This is a genomic window from Enterobacter cloacae complex sp. 309I3 (assembly GCF_050031595.1).
GTDB classification, from domain to species: Bacteria; Pseudomonadota; Gammaproteobacteria; order Enterobacterales; family Enterobacteriaceae; genus Enterobacter; species Enterobacter cloacae.
Map to the genome: position 1 here is coordinate 690,395 of NZ_JBLGWI010000001.1, position 14,122 is coordinate 704,516.

At 54.2% G+C, this 14,122-nt stretch carries 15 protein-coding genes and 1 other annotated feature; of the genes, 11 read left to right on the forward strand and 4 right to left on the reverse strand.

Annotation, left to right across the window (positions count from 1 at the left end):
- The first annotated feature begins 10 nt into the window (after positions 1–10).
- Positions 11–658 carry a 2,3-diphosphoglycerate-dependent phosphoglycerate mutase GpmB gene (gene gpmB, locus ACQG22_RS03310; RefSeq protein WP_013095504.1) on the forward strand — a complete coding sequence of 216 codons (648 nt, stop codon included), beginning with the start codon at positions 11–13 and terminating at the stop codon, positions 656–658.
- Here the strand turns inward: gpmB and robA are convergent.
- Positions 655–1,524: an MDR efflux pump AcrAB transcriptional activator RobA gene (robA, locus tag ACQG22_RS03315; RefSeq protein WP_013095505.1), complete on the reverse strand. Its 870-nt coding sequence runs from the start codon at positions 1,522–1,524 to the stop codon at positions 655–657. The genes gpmB and robA overlap by 4 nt on opposite strands.
- 211 nt (positions 1,525–1,735) lie before the next feature.
- Between robA and creA the strand changes: the two genes are divergently transcribed.
- Positions 1,736–2,209, forward strand: a complete 474-nt coding sequence (gene creA / locus ACQG22_RS03320) for a protein CreA (RefSeq protein WP_040020122.1) — start codon at positions 1,736–1,738, stop codon at positions 2,207–2,209.
- A gap of 45 nt (positions 2,210–2,254) precedes the next feature.
- Here creA and arcA read toward each other — a convergent pair whose 3' ends face one another.
- On the reverse strand, positions 2,255–2,971 hold the full coding sequence (gene arcA / locus ACQG22_RS03325) for a two-component system response regulator ArcA (RefSeq protein ID WP_003856501.1): 717 nt from the start codon (positions 2,969–2,971) through the stop codon (positions 2,255–2,257).
- Positions 2,972–3,066: 95 nt separating this feature from the next.
- Between arcA and yjjY the strand changes: the two genes are divergently transcribed.
- The 7 genes from yjjY (at position 3,067) to ACQG22_RS03360 (ending at position 9,871) form a co-directional block, all read left to right on the forward strand.
- Positions 3,067–3,207: a protein YjjY gene (gene yjjY, locus ACQG22_RS03330; RefSeq protein WP_001541509.1), complete on the forward strand. Its 141-nt coding sequence runs from the start codon at positions 3,067–3,069 to the stop codon at positions 3,205–3,207.
- 399 nt (positions 3,208–3,606) lie between these two features.
- A complete protein-coding gene (locus ACQG22_RS03335) occupies positions 3,607–4,293 on the forward strand; it encodes a tRNA/rRNA methyltransferase (RefSeq protein ID WP_058661978.1) in 687 nt (228 codons plus the stop codon).
- A gap of 211 nt (positions 4,294–4,504) precedes the next feature.
- Entirely contained in the window at positions 4,505–4,570 is a 66-nt protein-coding gene (thrL, locus tag ACQG22_RS03340) for a thr operon leader peptide (protein ID WP_369706573.1), read from the forward strand.
- Positions 4,512–4,626, forward strand: a sequence feature (Thr leader region). Its footprint overlaps the gene before it by 59 nt.
- Before the next feature lie 24 nt (positions 4,627–4,650).
- Positions 4,651–7,113: a bifunctional aspartate kinase/homoserine dehydrogenase I gene (gene thrA / locus ACQG22_RS03345; protein WP_048972693.1), complete on the forward strand. Its 2,463-nt coding sequence runs from the start codon at positions 4,651–4,653 to the stop codon at positions 7,111–7,113.
- 1 nt (position 7,114) lies between these two features.
- A complete protein-coding gene (gene thrB, locus ACQG22_RS03350; protein WP_013095510.1) occupies positions 7,115–8,044 on the forward strand; it encodes a homoserine kinase in 930 nt (309 codons plus the stop codon).
- Between the two features lie 3 nt (positions 8,045–8,047).
- Positions 8,048–9,334 (forward strand): threonine synthase, encoded by a 1,287-nt coding sequence (gene thrC, locus ACQG22_RS03355; protein WP_013095511.1) that lies wholly within the window; start codon positions 8,048–8,050, stop codon positions 9,332–9,334.
- Positions 9,335–9,577: 243 nt separating this feature from the next.
- Positions 9,578–9,871, forward strand: a complete 294-nt coding sequence (locus ACQG22_RS03360) for a DUF2502 domain-containing protein (RefSeq protein ID WP_013095512.1) — start codon at positions 9,578–9,580, stop codon at positions 9,869–9,871.
- A gap of 32 nt (positions 9,872–9,903) precedes the next feature.
- Here the strand turns inward: ACQG22_RS03360 and yaaA are convergent, their stop codons facing one another.
- Together yaaA and ACQG22_RS03370 are read right to left on the reverse strand one after the other, a co-directional pair.
- A complete protein-coding gene (gene yaaA, locus ACQG22_RS03365; RefSeq protein WP_045292781.1) occupies positions 9,904–10,677 on the reverse strand; it encodes a peroxide stress protein YaaA in 774 nt (257 codons plus the stop codon).
- A gap of 66 nt (positions 10,678–10,743) precedes the next feature.
- Positions 10,744–12,174 carry an alanine/glycine:cation symporter family protein gene (locus ACQG22_RS03370; protein WP_114519200.1) on the reverse strand — a complete coding sequence of 477 codons (1,431 nt, stop codon included), beginning with the start codon at positions 12,172–12,174 and terminating at the stop codon, positions 10,744–10,746.
- A 262-nt stretch (positions 12,175–12,436) separates the two neighbouring features.
- Here ACQG22_RS03370 and tal point away from each other — a divergent pair, with 262 nt between their 5' ends.
- Together tal and mog are read left to right on the forward strand one after the other, a co-directional pair.
- Positions 12,437–13,390 carry a transaldolase gene (gene tal / locus ACQG22_RS03375; RefSeq protein WP_013095515.1) on the forward strand — a complete coding sequence of 318 codons (954 nt, stop codon included), beginning with the start codon at positions 12,437–12,439 and terminating at the stop codon, positions 13,388–13,390.
- 110 nt (positions 13,391–13,500) lie between these two features.
- Positions 13,501–14,088, forward strand: coding sequence for a molybdopterin adenylyltransferase (mog, locus tag ACQG22_RS03380; protein WP_013095516.1), 588 nt, complete (start codon positions 13,501–13,503; stop codon positions 14,086–14,088).
- The last annotated feature ends 34 nt before the right edge of the window (positions 14,089–14,122 follow it).

A 14,122-nucleotide genomic window follows, 5' to 3' on the forward strand; every position in this document is an offset into this window, starting at 1 on the left:
GAAAAAAAGCATGTTACAGGTATACCTTGTTCGCCACGGTGAAACGCAGTGGAACGCCGAGCGACGTATTCAAGGCCAGTCCGACAGTCCTCTCACTGAAAAGGGTGTGCAGCAAGCGTGGCAGGTGGCAGAACGTGCCAGAACGCTGGGCATTACCCATGTCATCACCAGCGATTTAGGTCGCACGCAGCAGACGGCGCGCATTATTGCTGATGCCTGTGGTTGTGATGTGCTGCTTGAACCGCGCCTGCGCGAGCTGGATATGGGGGTGCTCGAAAAACGCCATATCGATACGCTGACAGAAACGGAAGAGGGCTGGCGCCGCACGCTGGTTAACGGTACCGAAGATGGCCGTATCCCTGAGGGCGAATCCATGCAGGAGCTGAGCGTGCGTATGCATGCTGCGCTGGCGGAATGCCTGAAGCTGCCCGCCGGAAGCCGTCCACTGCTGGTGAGTCACGGGATTGCGCTGGGATGTCTGGTCAGCACCATTCTGGGGTTACCGGCCTATGCGGAGCGCCGTTTGCGTCTGCGCAACTGCTCTATTTCCCGTATTGATTATCAGGAAAGCGCGTGGCTGGCGTCGGGATGGGTCGTTGAGATGGCAGGGGACATTTCGCATCTTGATGCCCCTGCACTGGATGAACTGCAGCGCTAACGACGGATCGGGATTAAGAATTCCATCCGCAGATTAATGGGGCCTTCTTCCGGTTTCGCATCGCTTGCCGGGTAGTAGCGCTCAATATCCTGACCTTTACGGCGATTCAGGTTCAGCATAGGCATGCATGTTCCGTAAACGGTCAGGATGAATTCCTGTACGCCCGTTCCCAGCCCTTCGTAGGAGAACATCACATACTCTCCGCCTTCCAGCACGACCGGTTTAGAGCCCTGAATATAGCCATTGGCCATCTCCGGCGTTAACGCGGTGGTGTAGAACACCTCCTGCTCGTCGTCTTTTTCCTGGCTTGGATGCGTTTCGTTGAGACCATACAGGATAGGCGGGATCGCCGGGGCATGGCTCAGGAAGTCGCGCCAGAACTGAACGCGCATTTGATGGCGGAACTCAGAAATCTGCTCCAGAGAACAGGTGTAGCTCTGTGTCGTACCGATCAAATGGGTTTCCGGCAGGGTAATGATTTCGTACTTCGGCATGGCGAACTCGCCCAGACGCAGCGGCGGGCGCATACCGTATGAGCTCCAGTCAGGTGAACGGCGATAGAGTGCTGGCGTCAACGAGAACTGTTTTTTAAAAGCTCGGGTGAATGTTTGTTGCGAGTCGAAACGATACTGCAGGGCAATATCAAGAATGGGCCGCGCGGTCAGGCGTAAGGCCACCGCAGATTTAGATAAACGACGTGCGCGAATATAGGCACCGATAGCATGACCGGTGACATCCTTGAACATCCTTTGCAGATGCCACTTGGAATAGCCTGCTTTAGCCGCCACATTATCCAGTGACAAAGGCTGGTCAAGATGACCTTCCAGCCAGGTTAGCAGGTCGCGAATAATTCCAGCCTGATCCATATACTATCCTCATCCTTAAAACAGCAGGTGCCTGATAACAGGTTAGCGGATAATAGCATTTTTTGATGTTTTAGCATTCAGTGTTTTTTTTGCTCATTAATGCTTTTTGTCCTGCGTTTTGGGGGAATATATTCTAATCCTGTGATCTTGCTACATTTTTGTCTAACGTGTTGAATAATCGCTCAACGTAATATTAAGAAATGGTAACAATATGAAATATAAGACATTGCTCTTAACAGCCTTACTGCTGATAGCGGGCCGCGCGGCGCAGGCGGAACAGATTGGTTCTGTCGATACCGTGTTTAAAATGTTTGGGCCGGACCACAAAATTGTGGTGGAGGCGTTTGACGATCCGGATGTGAAAAACGTCACCTGCTACGTTAGCCGGGCAAAAACCGGGGGGATTAAAGGCGGTCTGGGACTGGCCGAGGATACATCCGATGCGGCCATCTCCTGCCAGCAGGTCGGGCCGGTTGAGCTGAGCGACAAAATCAAAAACGGCAAAGCGCAGGGGGATGTGGTGTTCCAGAAACGGACGTCGCTGGTCTTCAAAAAGCTGCAGGTGGTGCGTTTTTACGATGCTAAACGTAACACCCTGGCCTACCTTGCTTACTCCGACAAAGTAGTGGAAGGTTCACCGAAAAACGCGATTAGCGCGGTGCCGATTATGCCGTGGCGGGAATAAAAAAACGGCGCTTTCGCGCCGTTTTTTATGGTGTTGACTGCAGGATCACTCCTGCAGGTCACCGCAGAAACGATAGCCTTCGCCGTGGATCGTGGCGATGATTTCCGGCGTATCTGGCGTAGATTCGAAATGTTTACGAATACGACGGATGGTCACGTCTACAGTACGGTCGTGTGGCTTCAGCTCACGGCCGGTCATTTTCTTCAGCAGTTCTGCACGGGACTGAATTTTGCCCGGGTTTTCACAGAAGTGCAGCATCGCGCGGAATTCACTGCGCGGCAGTTTATACTGCTCACCGTTCGGGCTGATCAGTGAACGGCTATTGATATCAAGTTCCCAGCCGTTGAATTTGTAGCTGTCTACGCTACGACGCTCTTCGCTGACGGTGCCCAGGTTCATGGTGCGGGACAGCAGGTTGCGTGCACGAATGGTTAACTCGCGTGGGTTAAACGGTTTGGTGATGTAGTCATCCGCACCGATTTCCAGGCCAAGGATCTTATCAACTTCGTTATCACGGCCTGTCAGGAACATTAATGCGACGTTCGCCTGTTCACGCAGTTCGCGCGCCAGCAGAAGGCCGTTTTTACCTGGCAGATTGATATCCATAATGACCAGGTTGATATCATTTTCAGAAAGGATCTGATGCATCTCTGCGCCATCGGTCGCTTCAAAGACATCGTAGCCTTCTGCTTCGAAAATGCTCTTCAACGTGTTGCGTGTTACCAACTCGTCTTCAACGATAAGAATGTGCGGGGTCTGCATGTTTGCTACCTAAATTGCCAACTAAATCGAAACAGGAAGTACAAAAGTCCCTGACCTGCCTGATGCATGTCGCAAATTAACATGACCGGGCTAACGTGACTAAAGTACGTAATTGCGTTCTTGATGCACTTTCCATCAACGTCAACAACATCATTAGCTTGGTCGTGGGTACTTTCCCTTTGGACCCGACAGTGTCAAAAACGGCTGTCATCCTAACCATTTTAACAGCAACATAACAGGCTAAGTGACACCTGACACCCAATAAAACTACGCTTCGTTGACATATATCAAGTTCAATTGTAGCACGTTAACAGTTTGATGAAATCATCATAGCTAAATGCTAGCCTTTGTCACAATTTTTCAATAAACCAACTAGTTGCGGATCTTGATTGATAAACGTTACGAATCCAACTTAAATCGCGTATTCACCCTGTCATTATCATTATAAAACATAAGGATAATCAGGTTCTGTTAACATTCTAAATGATTGTTCAGCTACAAAATAGTTTAGCGCTTTTAATTTGTTATGAAACGCTATTTCGGTGATTTGTGTTGCAAAATTGTAAATTCGCGCCGCGTAATATGTTGACGCGCATCACATTAATCCCCGCTAACTGATTAAAAAGAGAGCATAAATGCATCTGTCGATTGTACTGGTCGCGCCAGCCAGAGCTGAAAATATAGGCGCTGCGGCGCGTGCCATGAAGACCATGGGGTTCACCGATTTGCGTATTGTGGACAGCGCTGCTCACCTGGAGCCCGCGGCGCGTTGGGTGGCGCACGGGTCGGGCGATATTCTTGATAATATAACCACTTACGACAAGCTCGCCGACGCGCTGCACGATATTTCGTTTACCGTTGCGACCACGGCGCGCAGTCGGGCTAAGTTCCACTATTACGCCACGCCAGCGGAACTGGTACCGATGATGAGCGAGAAAAGCCAGTGGCTGGAAAAAGCGGCGCTGGTGTTTGGGCGGGAAGATTCAGGATTAACAAACGACGAACTGGCGCTCGCGGACGTGCTGACAGGGGCTCCGATGGTCGCGGATTATCCGTCCCTGAATTTAGGTCAGGCGGTGATGGTCTATTGCTATCAATTAGCGTCCTTAATACAAATTCCCCAACCGCAAGCGGTGGGTACCGACGAAAACCAACTGGCCGCGCTGCGTACGCGCGTTGACAACCTGCTGATGCAACTTGGTGTGGCGGATGATCAAAAAATGGCTGACTGGCTGCAGCAGCGTCTTGGGCGTCTGGAGCAGCGCGATACGGCAATGCTGCACCGTTTGCTGCACGATATCGAAAAAAAATTATCCGAGTAAAATGCTGCCATAAGTTTTTACTATGGCGTAAGCGTCTGACGTTAAGGGTTGCCTCTGGCGGAATCGGATGAAAATAAATCTGCACGCAGCGGGACGTAAGAATCCGCTGAATTGTGATCAAATTAAAAATTCATTGACTTAAGGTGCCCGATCCTTTAACCCTAAAAGAATACAGCACAGACAGATAATAATGACAGAGTACACAACATCCATGAAACGCATCAGCATCACCACCATTACCACAACCATCATTACCACAGGTAACGATGCGGGCTGACGCGTACAGGAAAAACAGAAAAAAGCCCGCACCTGAACAGTGCGGGCTTTTTTTTCGGCTAAAGGAAACGAGGTAGAACCATGCGAGTGTTGAAGTTCGGCGGTACATCAGTGGCAAATGCAGAACGCTTTCTGCGTGTTGCCGATATCCTGGAGAGCAACGCCAGGCAGGGACAGGTCGCGACCGTTCTCTCTGCGCCGGCAAAAATCACTAACCACCTGGTGGCGATGATTGAAAAGACCATTGGCGGTCAGGATGCACTTCCGAACATTAGCGATGCCGAGCGTATCTTCGCCGAGCTGCTGCAGGGACTGGCGGAGGCACAGCCAGGTTTCCCGCTCGTACAGCTGAAAGCCTTCGTAGAACAAGAATTTGCCCAGATTAAACATGTGCTGCACGGTATCAGCCTGCTGGGTCAGTGCCCGGACAGCATCAACGCGGCGTTAATTTGCCGCGGTGAGAAACTCTCTATCGCCATCATGGCGGGCCTGCTGGAAGCGCGCGGGCATCACGTCACGGTGATTGATCCGGTTGAAAAACTGCTGGCGGTGGGCCACTACCTCGAATCCACCGTTGATATTGCTGAATCAACCCGCCGCATCGCTGCGAGCAAAATTCCTTCTGACCATATGATCCTGATGGCGGGCTTCACCGCCGGCAATGAAAAGGGTGAACTGGTGGTGCTGGGCCGTAACGGCTCTGATTACTCTGCTGCTGTGCTGGCCGCCTGTTTACGCGCGGACTGTTGCGAGATCTGGACTGACGTTGACGGCGTATACACCTGCGACCCGCGCCAGGTACCGGACGCCAGGCTGCTGAAGTCGATGTCTTACCAGGAGGCGATGGAGCTTTCCTACTTCGGCGCGAAAGTGCTTCACCCTCGTACCATCTCCCCCATTGCCCAGTTCCAGATCCCTTGCCTGATTAAAAATACCGGTAACCCGCAAGCGCCTGGCACGCTGATTGGCGCCAGCACCGACGAAGATGGCCTGCCGGTGAAAGGTATCTCTAACCTCAACAACATGGCAATGTTCAGCGTCTCCGGGCCTGGTATGAAAGGGATGGTTGGCATGGCGGCGCGCGTGTTTGCCGCAATGTCACGCAATGGGATCTCTGTGGTGCTGATCACCCAGTCCTCATCGGAATACAGCATCAGCTTCTGCGTGCCGCAGGGTGACTGTCTGCGCGCCCGTCGTGCGCTGGAAGAAGAGTTCTATCTGGAGCTGAAAGAAGAGCTGCTGGAGCCATTATCCATTCAGGAACGTCTTGCGGTTATCTCCGTGGTTGGCGACGGTATGCGCACGCTGCGCGGTATCTCCGCCAAGTTCTTTGCCGCGCTGGCGCGCGCCAATATTAATATCGTGGCGATTGCCCAGGGCTCATCCGAGCGTTCTATTTCGGTGGTGGTTGATAACGATGACGCGACTACCGGCGTACGCGTGGTTCATCAGATGCTGTTCAACACCGATCAGGTGATTGAGCTGTTCCTGATTGGCGTGGGCGGTGTTGGCGGTGCGCTGCTGGAGCAGGTGAAACGTCAGCAGGAGTGGCTGAAGAAGAAGCATATCGATCTGCGCGTCTGCGGGATCGCCAACTCAAAAGCGCTGCTGACCAACGTTCACGGGCTGAACCTGGAAAACTGGCAGGCCGAGTTGAACGAGGCAAAAGAGCCGTTCAACCTTGGGCGTCTGATCCGTCTGGTGAAAGAGTATCACCTGCTGAACCCGGTGATTGTCGATTGTACCTCGAACCAGGCGGTTGCCGATCAGTACGCGGACTTCTTGCGCGAAGGCTTCCATGTGGTCACGCCGAACAAAAAGGCCAACACCTCGTCGATGGATTACTATCACCAGCTGCGTCTGGCGGCGAGCAAATCGCGTCGCAAGTTCCTGTACGATACCAACGTGGGGGCGGGCCTGCCGGTTATCGAAAACCTGCAGAACCTGCTGAACGCGGGCGACGAACTGCAACATTTCTCCGGCATTCTCTCCGGTTCGCTGTCCTTTATTTTCGGTAAGCTGGATGAAGGGATGAGCCTCTCAGAAGCAACCCGTGCCGCGCGTGAACTGGGCTACACCGAGCCGGATCCGCGTGACGATCTCTCCGGTATGGACGTGGCGCGCAAACTGCTTATTCTGGCGCGCGAAACGGGCCGTGAGCTGGAGCTTTCCGATATCGTGATAGAACCCGTGCTGCCGGCTGAATTTGACAGCAGCGGTGACGTCAGCGCCTTTATGGACAAGTTACCGCAGCTGGATGACGCTTTTGCCGCACGCGTGGCGAAAGCCCGTGATGAAGGTAAGGTATTGCGCTATGTTGGCAACATTGAAGAAGATGGCGTGTGCCGGGTGAAGATTGCCGAAGTCGATGGCAACGATCCGCTGTACAAAGTCAAAAACGGCGAAAACGCCCTGGCGTTTTACAGCCACTATTATCAGCCATTGCCGCTGGTGCTTCGCGGCTATGGCGCAGGGAACGATGTTACGGCGGCGGGTGTGTTTGCCGATCTGCTGCGTACCCTGTCATGGAAGTTAGGAGTTTAACATGGTCAAAGTTTATGCCCCGGCTTCCAGCGCCAATATGAGCGTCGGGTTTGATGTGCTGGGTGCGGCGGTGACGCCGGTGGACGGTTCACTATTGGGCGATACGGTCACGGTGGAAGCAGCAGAAAGCTTCAGCCTGAATAACGTGGGACGTTTTGCCAGCAAGCTGCCGTCCGAACCGCGCGAGAATATTGTCTATCAGTGCTGGGAGCGCTTCTGTCAGGAGATCGGGAAAAACGTGCCGGTCGCCATGACGCTGGAAAAAAGTATGCCGATTGGCTCTGGCCTGGGGTCAAGTGCCTGCTCTGTTGTGGCCGCGCTGGTGGCGATGAATGAGCACTGCGGCAAACCCCTGAACAATAGCCGTCTGCTGGGGTTAATGGGTGAGCTGGAAGGCCGCATCTCTGGCAGTATCCACTACGATAACGTCGCGCCGTGTTTCCTCGGCGGTATGCAGTTGATGATCGAAGAAAATGGCATCATCAGCCAGCAGGTGCCAGGGTTTGATGAGTGGCTGTGGGTACTGGCCTACCCGGGTATCAAAGTTTCTACCGCGGAAGCGCGTGCGATCCTGCCTGCGCAGTATCGTCGTCAGGACTGCATCGCCCACGGACGTCACCTGGCAGGCTTTATTCACGCCTGTTATACCCGTCAGCCACAGCTGGCGGCGAAATTGATGAAAGATGTGATTGCCGAACCGTATCGTACGAAGTTGCTGCCTGGCTTTAATGAGGCGCGACAGGCATCGCTTGATATTGGCGCGCAGGCGTGCGGCATCTCCGGCTCCGGCCCGACGCTGTTCGCCCTGTGCGATAAGCCAGACACCGCGCAGCGCGTGGCGGACTGGCTCTCTAAACACTACCTGCAAAATCAGGAAGGCTTTGTTCATATTTGCCGTCTGGACACGGCTGGCGCACGAGTACTGGGATAACGAATGAAACTCTACAATCTGAAAGATCATAACGAGCAGGTCAGCTTCGCGCAGGCGGTGACTCAGGGACTGGGCAAAAATCAGGGGCTGTTCTTCCCTCACGATCTCCCTGAATTCCAGCTGACCGACATTGATGAGCTGTTGAAGCAGGACTTTGTCACTCGCAGCACAAAAATTTTGTCTGCGTTTATCGGCGACGAAATCCCGCAGGAGTTGCTGGAAGAGCGCGTACGTGCGGCGTTCGCCTTCCCGGCACCGGTTCAGCAGGTTGAGCCGGATGTGGGCTGTCTGGAGCTGTTCCACGGCCCAACCCTGGCGTTTAAAGACTTCGGCGGCCGCTTTATGGCGCAGATGCTTACCCACATCAGCGGCGACAAGCCGGTCACCATTCTGACCGCCACCTCCGGGGATACCGGTGCCGCCGTGGCGCATGCTTTTTACGGTCTGAAGAACGTCCGCGTGGTGATCCTCTATCCGAAAGGCAAGATCAGCCCGCTCCAGGAAAAACTGTTCTGCACCCTCGGCGGCAACATTGAAACCGTGGCGGTAGATGGCGACTTCGATGCCTGTCAGGCGCTGGTGAAACAGGCCTTCGACGATGAAGAGCTGAAAGCCGCGCTGGGGCTCAACTCTGCTAACTCCATTAACATCAGCCGCCTGCTGGCGCAGATTTGCTACTACTTCGAAGCGGTTGCCCAACTGCCGCAAGAGGCGCGTAATCAGCTGGTGGTTTCGGTACCGAGCGGAAACTTTGGCGACCTGACCGCGGGCCTGCTGGCGAAATCCCTCGGGCTGCCGGTGAAACGCTTTATTGCGGCGACTAACGCCAACGACACCGTGCCACGCTTCCTGAAAGACGGTAAATGGGCGCCGAACGCGACCCAGGCGACGCTCTCTAACGCGATGGACGTGTCACAGCCAAACAACTGGCCGCGCGTGGAAGAGCTGTTCCGCCGTAAAGTGTGGCGTCTGGGCGATCTGGGCTATGCGGCGGTCACCGATGAAACCACCAAAAGCACTATGCGTGAGCTGAAAGCGGTGGGGTATACCTCTGAACCGCATGCGGCGATTGCTTACCGTGCGCTGCGCGACCAGCTTAATCCTGGCGAGTATGGCCTGTTCCTGGGGACGGCGCATCCGGCAAAATTCAAAGAGAGCGTGGAAGAGATTCTGGGTGAAACGCTGCCGCTGCCGAAAGAGCTGGCGGATCGCGCTGACCTGCCGCTGCTCTCTCATGAGCTGCCGGCGGATTTTGCCGCGCTGCGTAAGCTGATGATGACCCGAGCGTGATTTTTTGCCCGGTGGCGCTGCGCTTACCGGGCCTGCAACAATTTCAATCGTAGGCCGGGTAAGCGAAGCATCACCCGGCTTTTTTGTGAGGAAAATAAGGAGAAAAATAGCAGGGAAAAAGCAGAAATTCCCAATAAATGCGGTCGCTTAGCGTTTAGGATTGCAGAGAATAACATCCCCGGTTCCCCTCACGTAATCTCCTTACATCGGCCCACGTTGGGCAAGAATCATAAGGAGTCACCGATGTCTAAACTGAAACCTGCGCTGATTGCGCTTTCACTGATGCTGGTCGCTCCCATGGCGGTACAGGCATCCGAAATCACCCTGGTTCCGGCGGTCAAACTGCAGATTGGCGATCGGGATAATAACGGCCATTACTGGGACGGCGGCCGCTGGCGCGACCATGACTGGTGGAAGGCGCATTATGAATGGCGCGATAACCACTGGCGTCCACATGATGAGCATCGCGATCGTGACGATCGTCATGACCACCGCCACGACGATCACCGACCAGGCCCGGACTGGAAGCATCACTAATACAAACCCCGCCAGCAGGCGGGGTTGTTTTTTTACTGTTCGTGGCGCTTAAACACCAGTTCCCCTTTCCCTGACGCTTCCTCGTCAAAGAAATACCCCTCGCTGTTGAATCCGGTGAGCTGCTCTGGCTTCGTCAGGCGGTTTTGAATGATGTAGCGGCTCATCAGGCCACGCGCTTTTTTGGCATAGAAGCTGATGACCTTGAACTTGCCGTTTTTCTCATCAAGGAAGACCGGTTTAATAATTTCCGCATTGAGCTTCTTCGGCTTCACCGATTTGAAGTATTCATCGGAGGCGAGGTTAATCACCACGTTATCCCCCTGCGCGTGCAGGGCTGCGTTCAGCTTATCGGTGATAATGTCGCCCCAGAAATGGTACAGATCTTTGCCTTTGGCGTTTTCCAGGCGGATGCCCATCTCCAGACGATAGGGCTGCATCAGATCCAGCGGGCGCAGCACGCCGTACAGGCCTGAAAGCATACGCAGATGCTGCTGGGCAAAATCGAAATCGGCTTCGCTGAACTCTTCTGCCTGCAGGCCGGTATAGACATCGCCCTTGAAGGCCAGAAGCGCCTGGCGCGCATTCGCAGGAGTAAAGTCAGGATGCCACTCATGGAAGCGGGTCGCGTTGAGATCGGCGAGCTTATCACTGATGCTCATCAGAGAGGCGATTTGCGGCGCGGAGAGCTTACGCGCCTCGTGAATCAGTTGTTGCGAGTAGTCCAGCAGTTCAGGCTGGGTATAACGCTCGGTCGCGAGCGGGCTCTGGTAGTCGAGCGTTTTTGCAGGTGAAATCAGAATCAGCATATCCAGTCCTTGCAGGAAATTTAAGGCGACTTTAGCAAAAAATCGCCCTGAATTGATCGATAGCTGTTATTGCCGCGGCAAATCATCCCACGTGCCGGGCGCAATCTGCGACTTGATTTCGGGATAGCGCGAGGCGTCAAACACCGGCGGAACCCCCAGCTTGCGCTGGCGAAGGTAGTCCCGGGCGATGAGGGTGACTACGGGCGAGAGCAGCAAAATCGCCGTCAGGTTGGTGATCGCCATCAGCGCCATAATCACGTCCGCCAGTTGCCAGACCACCGGCATGCTGAGCAGAGAACCCACGATGACCATCAGCAACATGCCCAGGCGCAACAGGTTGAGCATGGGGCGAGAGTTGAGCTTCAGGAAAATGAGGTTGTTCTCGGCGTAAAGGTAATTGACGACCATTGAGCTGAAGGCGAACAACAGCAGAATGAGCGAAACAAATCCCGCTCCCCAGCCACCGGTAAGGTTCACCAGCGCCTGCTGAAGAAGCTGTATCCCGGCGGCTTCCGTTGAGTGAGAGATTGGGCCTGCCAGCAGCAAGATCATGGCGCTGGAGGAGCAGATAATAATCGTGTCCGTGAAGACGCCAATCATTTGCACAATGCCTTGCGCGGCCGGGTGAGGGGGCCAGGAAGCGGCCGCCGCCGCGGCATTGGGGGTAGACCCCATTCCGGCTTCGTTAGAGAACATACCGCGTTGAAAACCCGCCATCAGCGCCTGGCTAAAGGTATAGCCCAGCGCACCCGAAGCCGCTTCACGCCAGCCAAAGGCGCTGCTGAAAATGGTCGCAATCACATCTGGCACCTGGTCGATATGCAACGCAGCGACCAGCAGGCTGGCCGCAACCCAGAGCAAGGCCATAATGGGAACCAGCCACTGCATCAGGCGGGCTGTGCCCTTAAGACCGGTAGAGATGGTCAGCAGTATGCAGAGGGCTAACCCCGCGCCGGTGAGCCATTCCGGACAGGCGAAGGCATAGCGCAGGGCATGGGCGACAGAATTTGCCTGGACGGTGTTGAAAATCAGGCCATAGGCGACGAGCAAGAAAACTGAGAACAGCACGCCCATCCAGCGCATCCCTAAGCCGCGCGCCATGTACCAGGCAGGGCCACCGCGAAACTGGCCATGATGATCTTTTTCTTTATAGAGCTGGGCGAGAGAGCATTCGGCAAAGGACGTTGCCATGCCGATAATTGCCGTCACCCACATCCAGAAAACCGCCCCCGGCCCACCGGCGCTGATAGCCAGCGCGACCCCCGCCAGGTTACCGCTGCCAAGCCTTGCCGCAAGGCTGGTGCACAGCGCCTGGAACGAGGTTAATCCACCGGGTTGTGGCGTGACGCTGTTTTTCAGACTTCTGCCAAATTTGCGGATATAACGAAACTGGATAAAACCGCTGCGTAACGTAAACCATATACCTGCTGCCAGAAGCAGGTATATCATTATCGAACCCCAGAGCACTTCGTTAATAAAGAAAAAGAAATCAGGCATTAACGTCCCTCATGTTGATGCCAGGGTAAGGATGTAAACGCTACCACATATTGGGCGTACTGTTACGTAGCTGCCTCTTAATATTCCGAGTTTATCATACATTGGCTAAGCGCACTGTCTGCGGTTGCGCTACCCCTCTGTCGTGTTATCATCAGGGCAGACCGGTTACATCCCCCTAACAAGTAAACCTGTCATTTTTCCGCTGCAGGCATGCTGTCGGTAGCGTGAATTATCCAGGGCACGTTAAAAGAGAAACACTATCATGACGGATAAATTGACCTCCCTTCGTCAGTTCACCACTGTCGTAGCTGACACCGGAGATATCGCGGCAATGAAGCTGTACCAGCCGCAGGATGCCACAACTAACCCTTCTCTGATCCTTAACGCCGCGCAGATCCCTGAGTATCGCAAACTGATTGACGACGCCGTGACCTGGGCGAAAGCACAGAGCAACGACCGCGCGCAGCAGGTTGTGGATGCCACTGATAAACTGGCAGTGAACATCGGTCTGGAGATCCTTAAACTGGTTCCTGGCCGCATCTCTACCGAAGTGGATGCGCGTCTCTCCTACGACACCGAAGCGTCTATCGCGAAAGCCAAACGTCTGATCAAAATGTATAACGATGCGGGTATCAGCAATGACCGTATCCTGATCAAACTGGCTTCTACCTGGCAGGGTATCCGCGCTGCTGAACAGCTGGAAAAAGACGGTATCAACTGTAACCTGACGCTGCTGTTCTCCTTCGCGCAGGCGCGTGCATGTGCGGAAGCGGGCGTATACCTGATTTCTCCGTTCGTGGGTCGTATTCTGGACTGGTACAAAGCCAATACCGACAAGAAAGAGTACGCCGCGTCTGAAGATCCAGGCGTGATTTCCGTGACTGAAATCTACGAATACTACAAACAGCACGGTTATGAGACCGTTGTTATGGGCGCAAGCTTCCGTAACGTCGGCGAAATCATCGAACTGGCTGGCTGTGACCGCCTGACCATCGCACCAGCGCTGCTGAAAGAGCTGGCTGAGAGCGAAGGTACCATCGAGCGTAAACTGTCTTACACCGGTGAAGTGAAAGCGCGTCCAGAGCGTATCACTGAATCCGAGTTCCTGTGGCAGCACAACCAGGATCCAATGGCGGTAGACAAACTGGCTGACGGTATCCGTAAGTTTGCTATTGACCAGGAAAAACTGGAAAAAATGATCGGCGATCTGCTGTAATCATTCTGCGTGACCGGGCTCCCGGTCACGCGACTTCTTTCGTACTCTGTCTGAAATTCCCCTCTGCGTGTATCATTCCCTTTAATCAGTACTTTTTGAATGGAATGGATATGAATACCTTACGCATCGGCTTAGTGTCGATTTCTGACCGCGCCTCAAGCGGTGTTTATCAGGATAAAGGCATCCCTGCTCTTGAAGAGTGGCTGGGTAGCGCGCTGACCACCCCGTTTGAAATCCAGACCCGCCTGATCCCGGACGAACAGCCGATCATCGAGCAGACGTTGTGTGAGCTGGTGGATGAGATGAGCTGCCACCTGGTGCTGACCACCGGCGGAACCGGTCCTGCACGTCGTGATGTGACACCAGATGCTACGCTTGCTATAGCTGACCGTGAAATGCCGGGCTTCGGTGAACAGATGCGCCAGATTAGCCTGCACTTTGTTCCAACGGCGATCCTCTCCCGTCAGGTGGGGGTGATTCGCAAGCAGGCGCTGATCCTGAATCTGCCGGGCCAGCCTAAGTCGATCAAAGAGACGCTGGAAGGGTTAAAAGCGGATGACGGCAGCGTGATCGTCCATGGGATCTTTGCAAGTGTACCGTATTGTATACAGCTACTGGACGGGCCGTATGTCGAAACCGACGACAAAGTAGTAGCAGCATTTCGTCCTAAAAGCGCACGCCGCGAAACAATCTCCTGAAAATAATCATTATGTGACATTAGCTGAAGCTGCT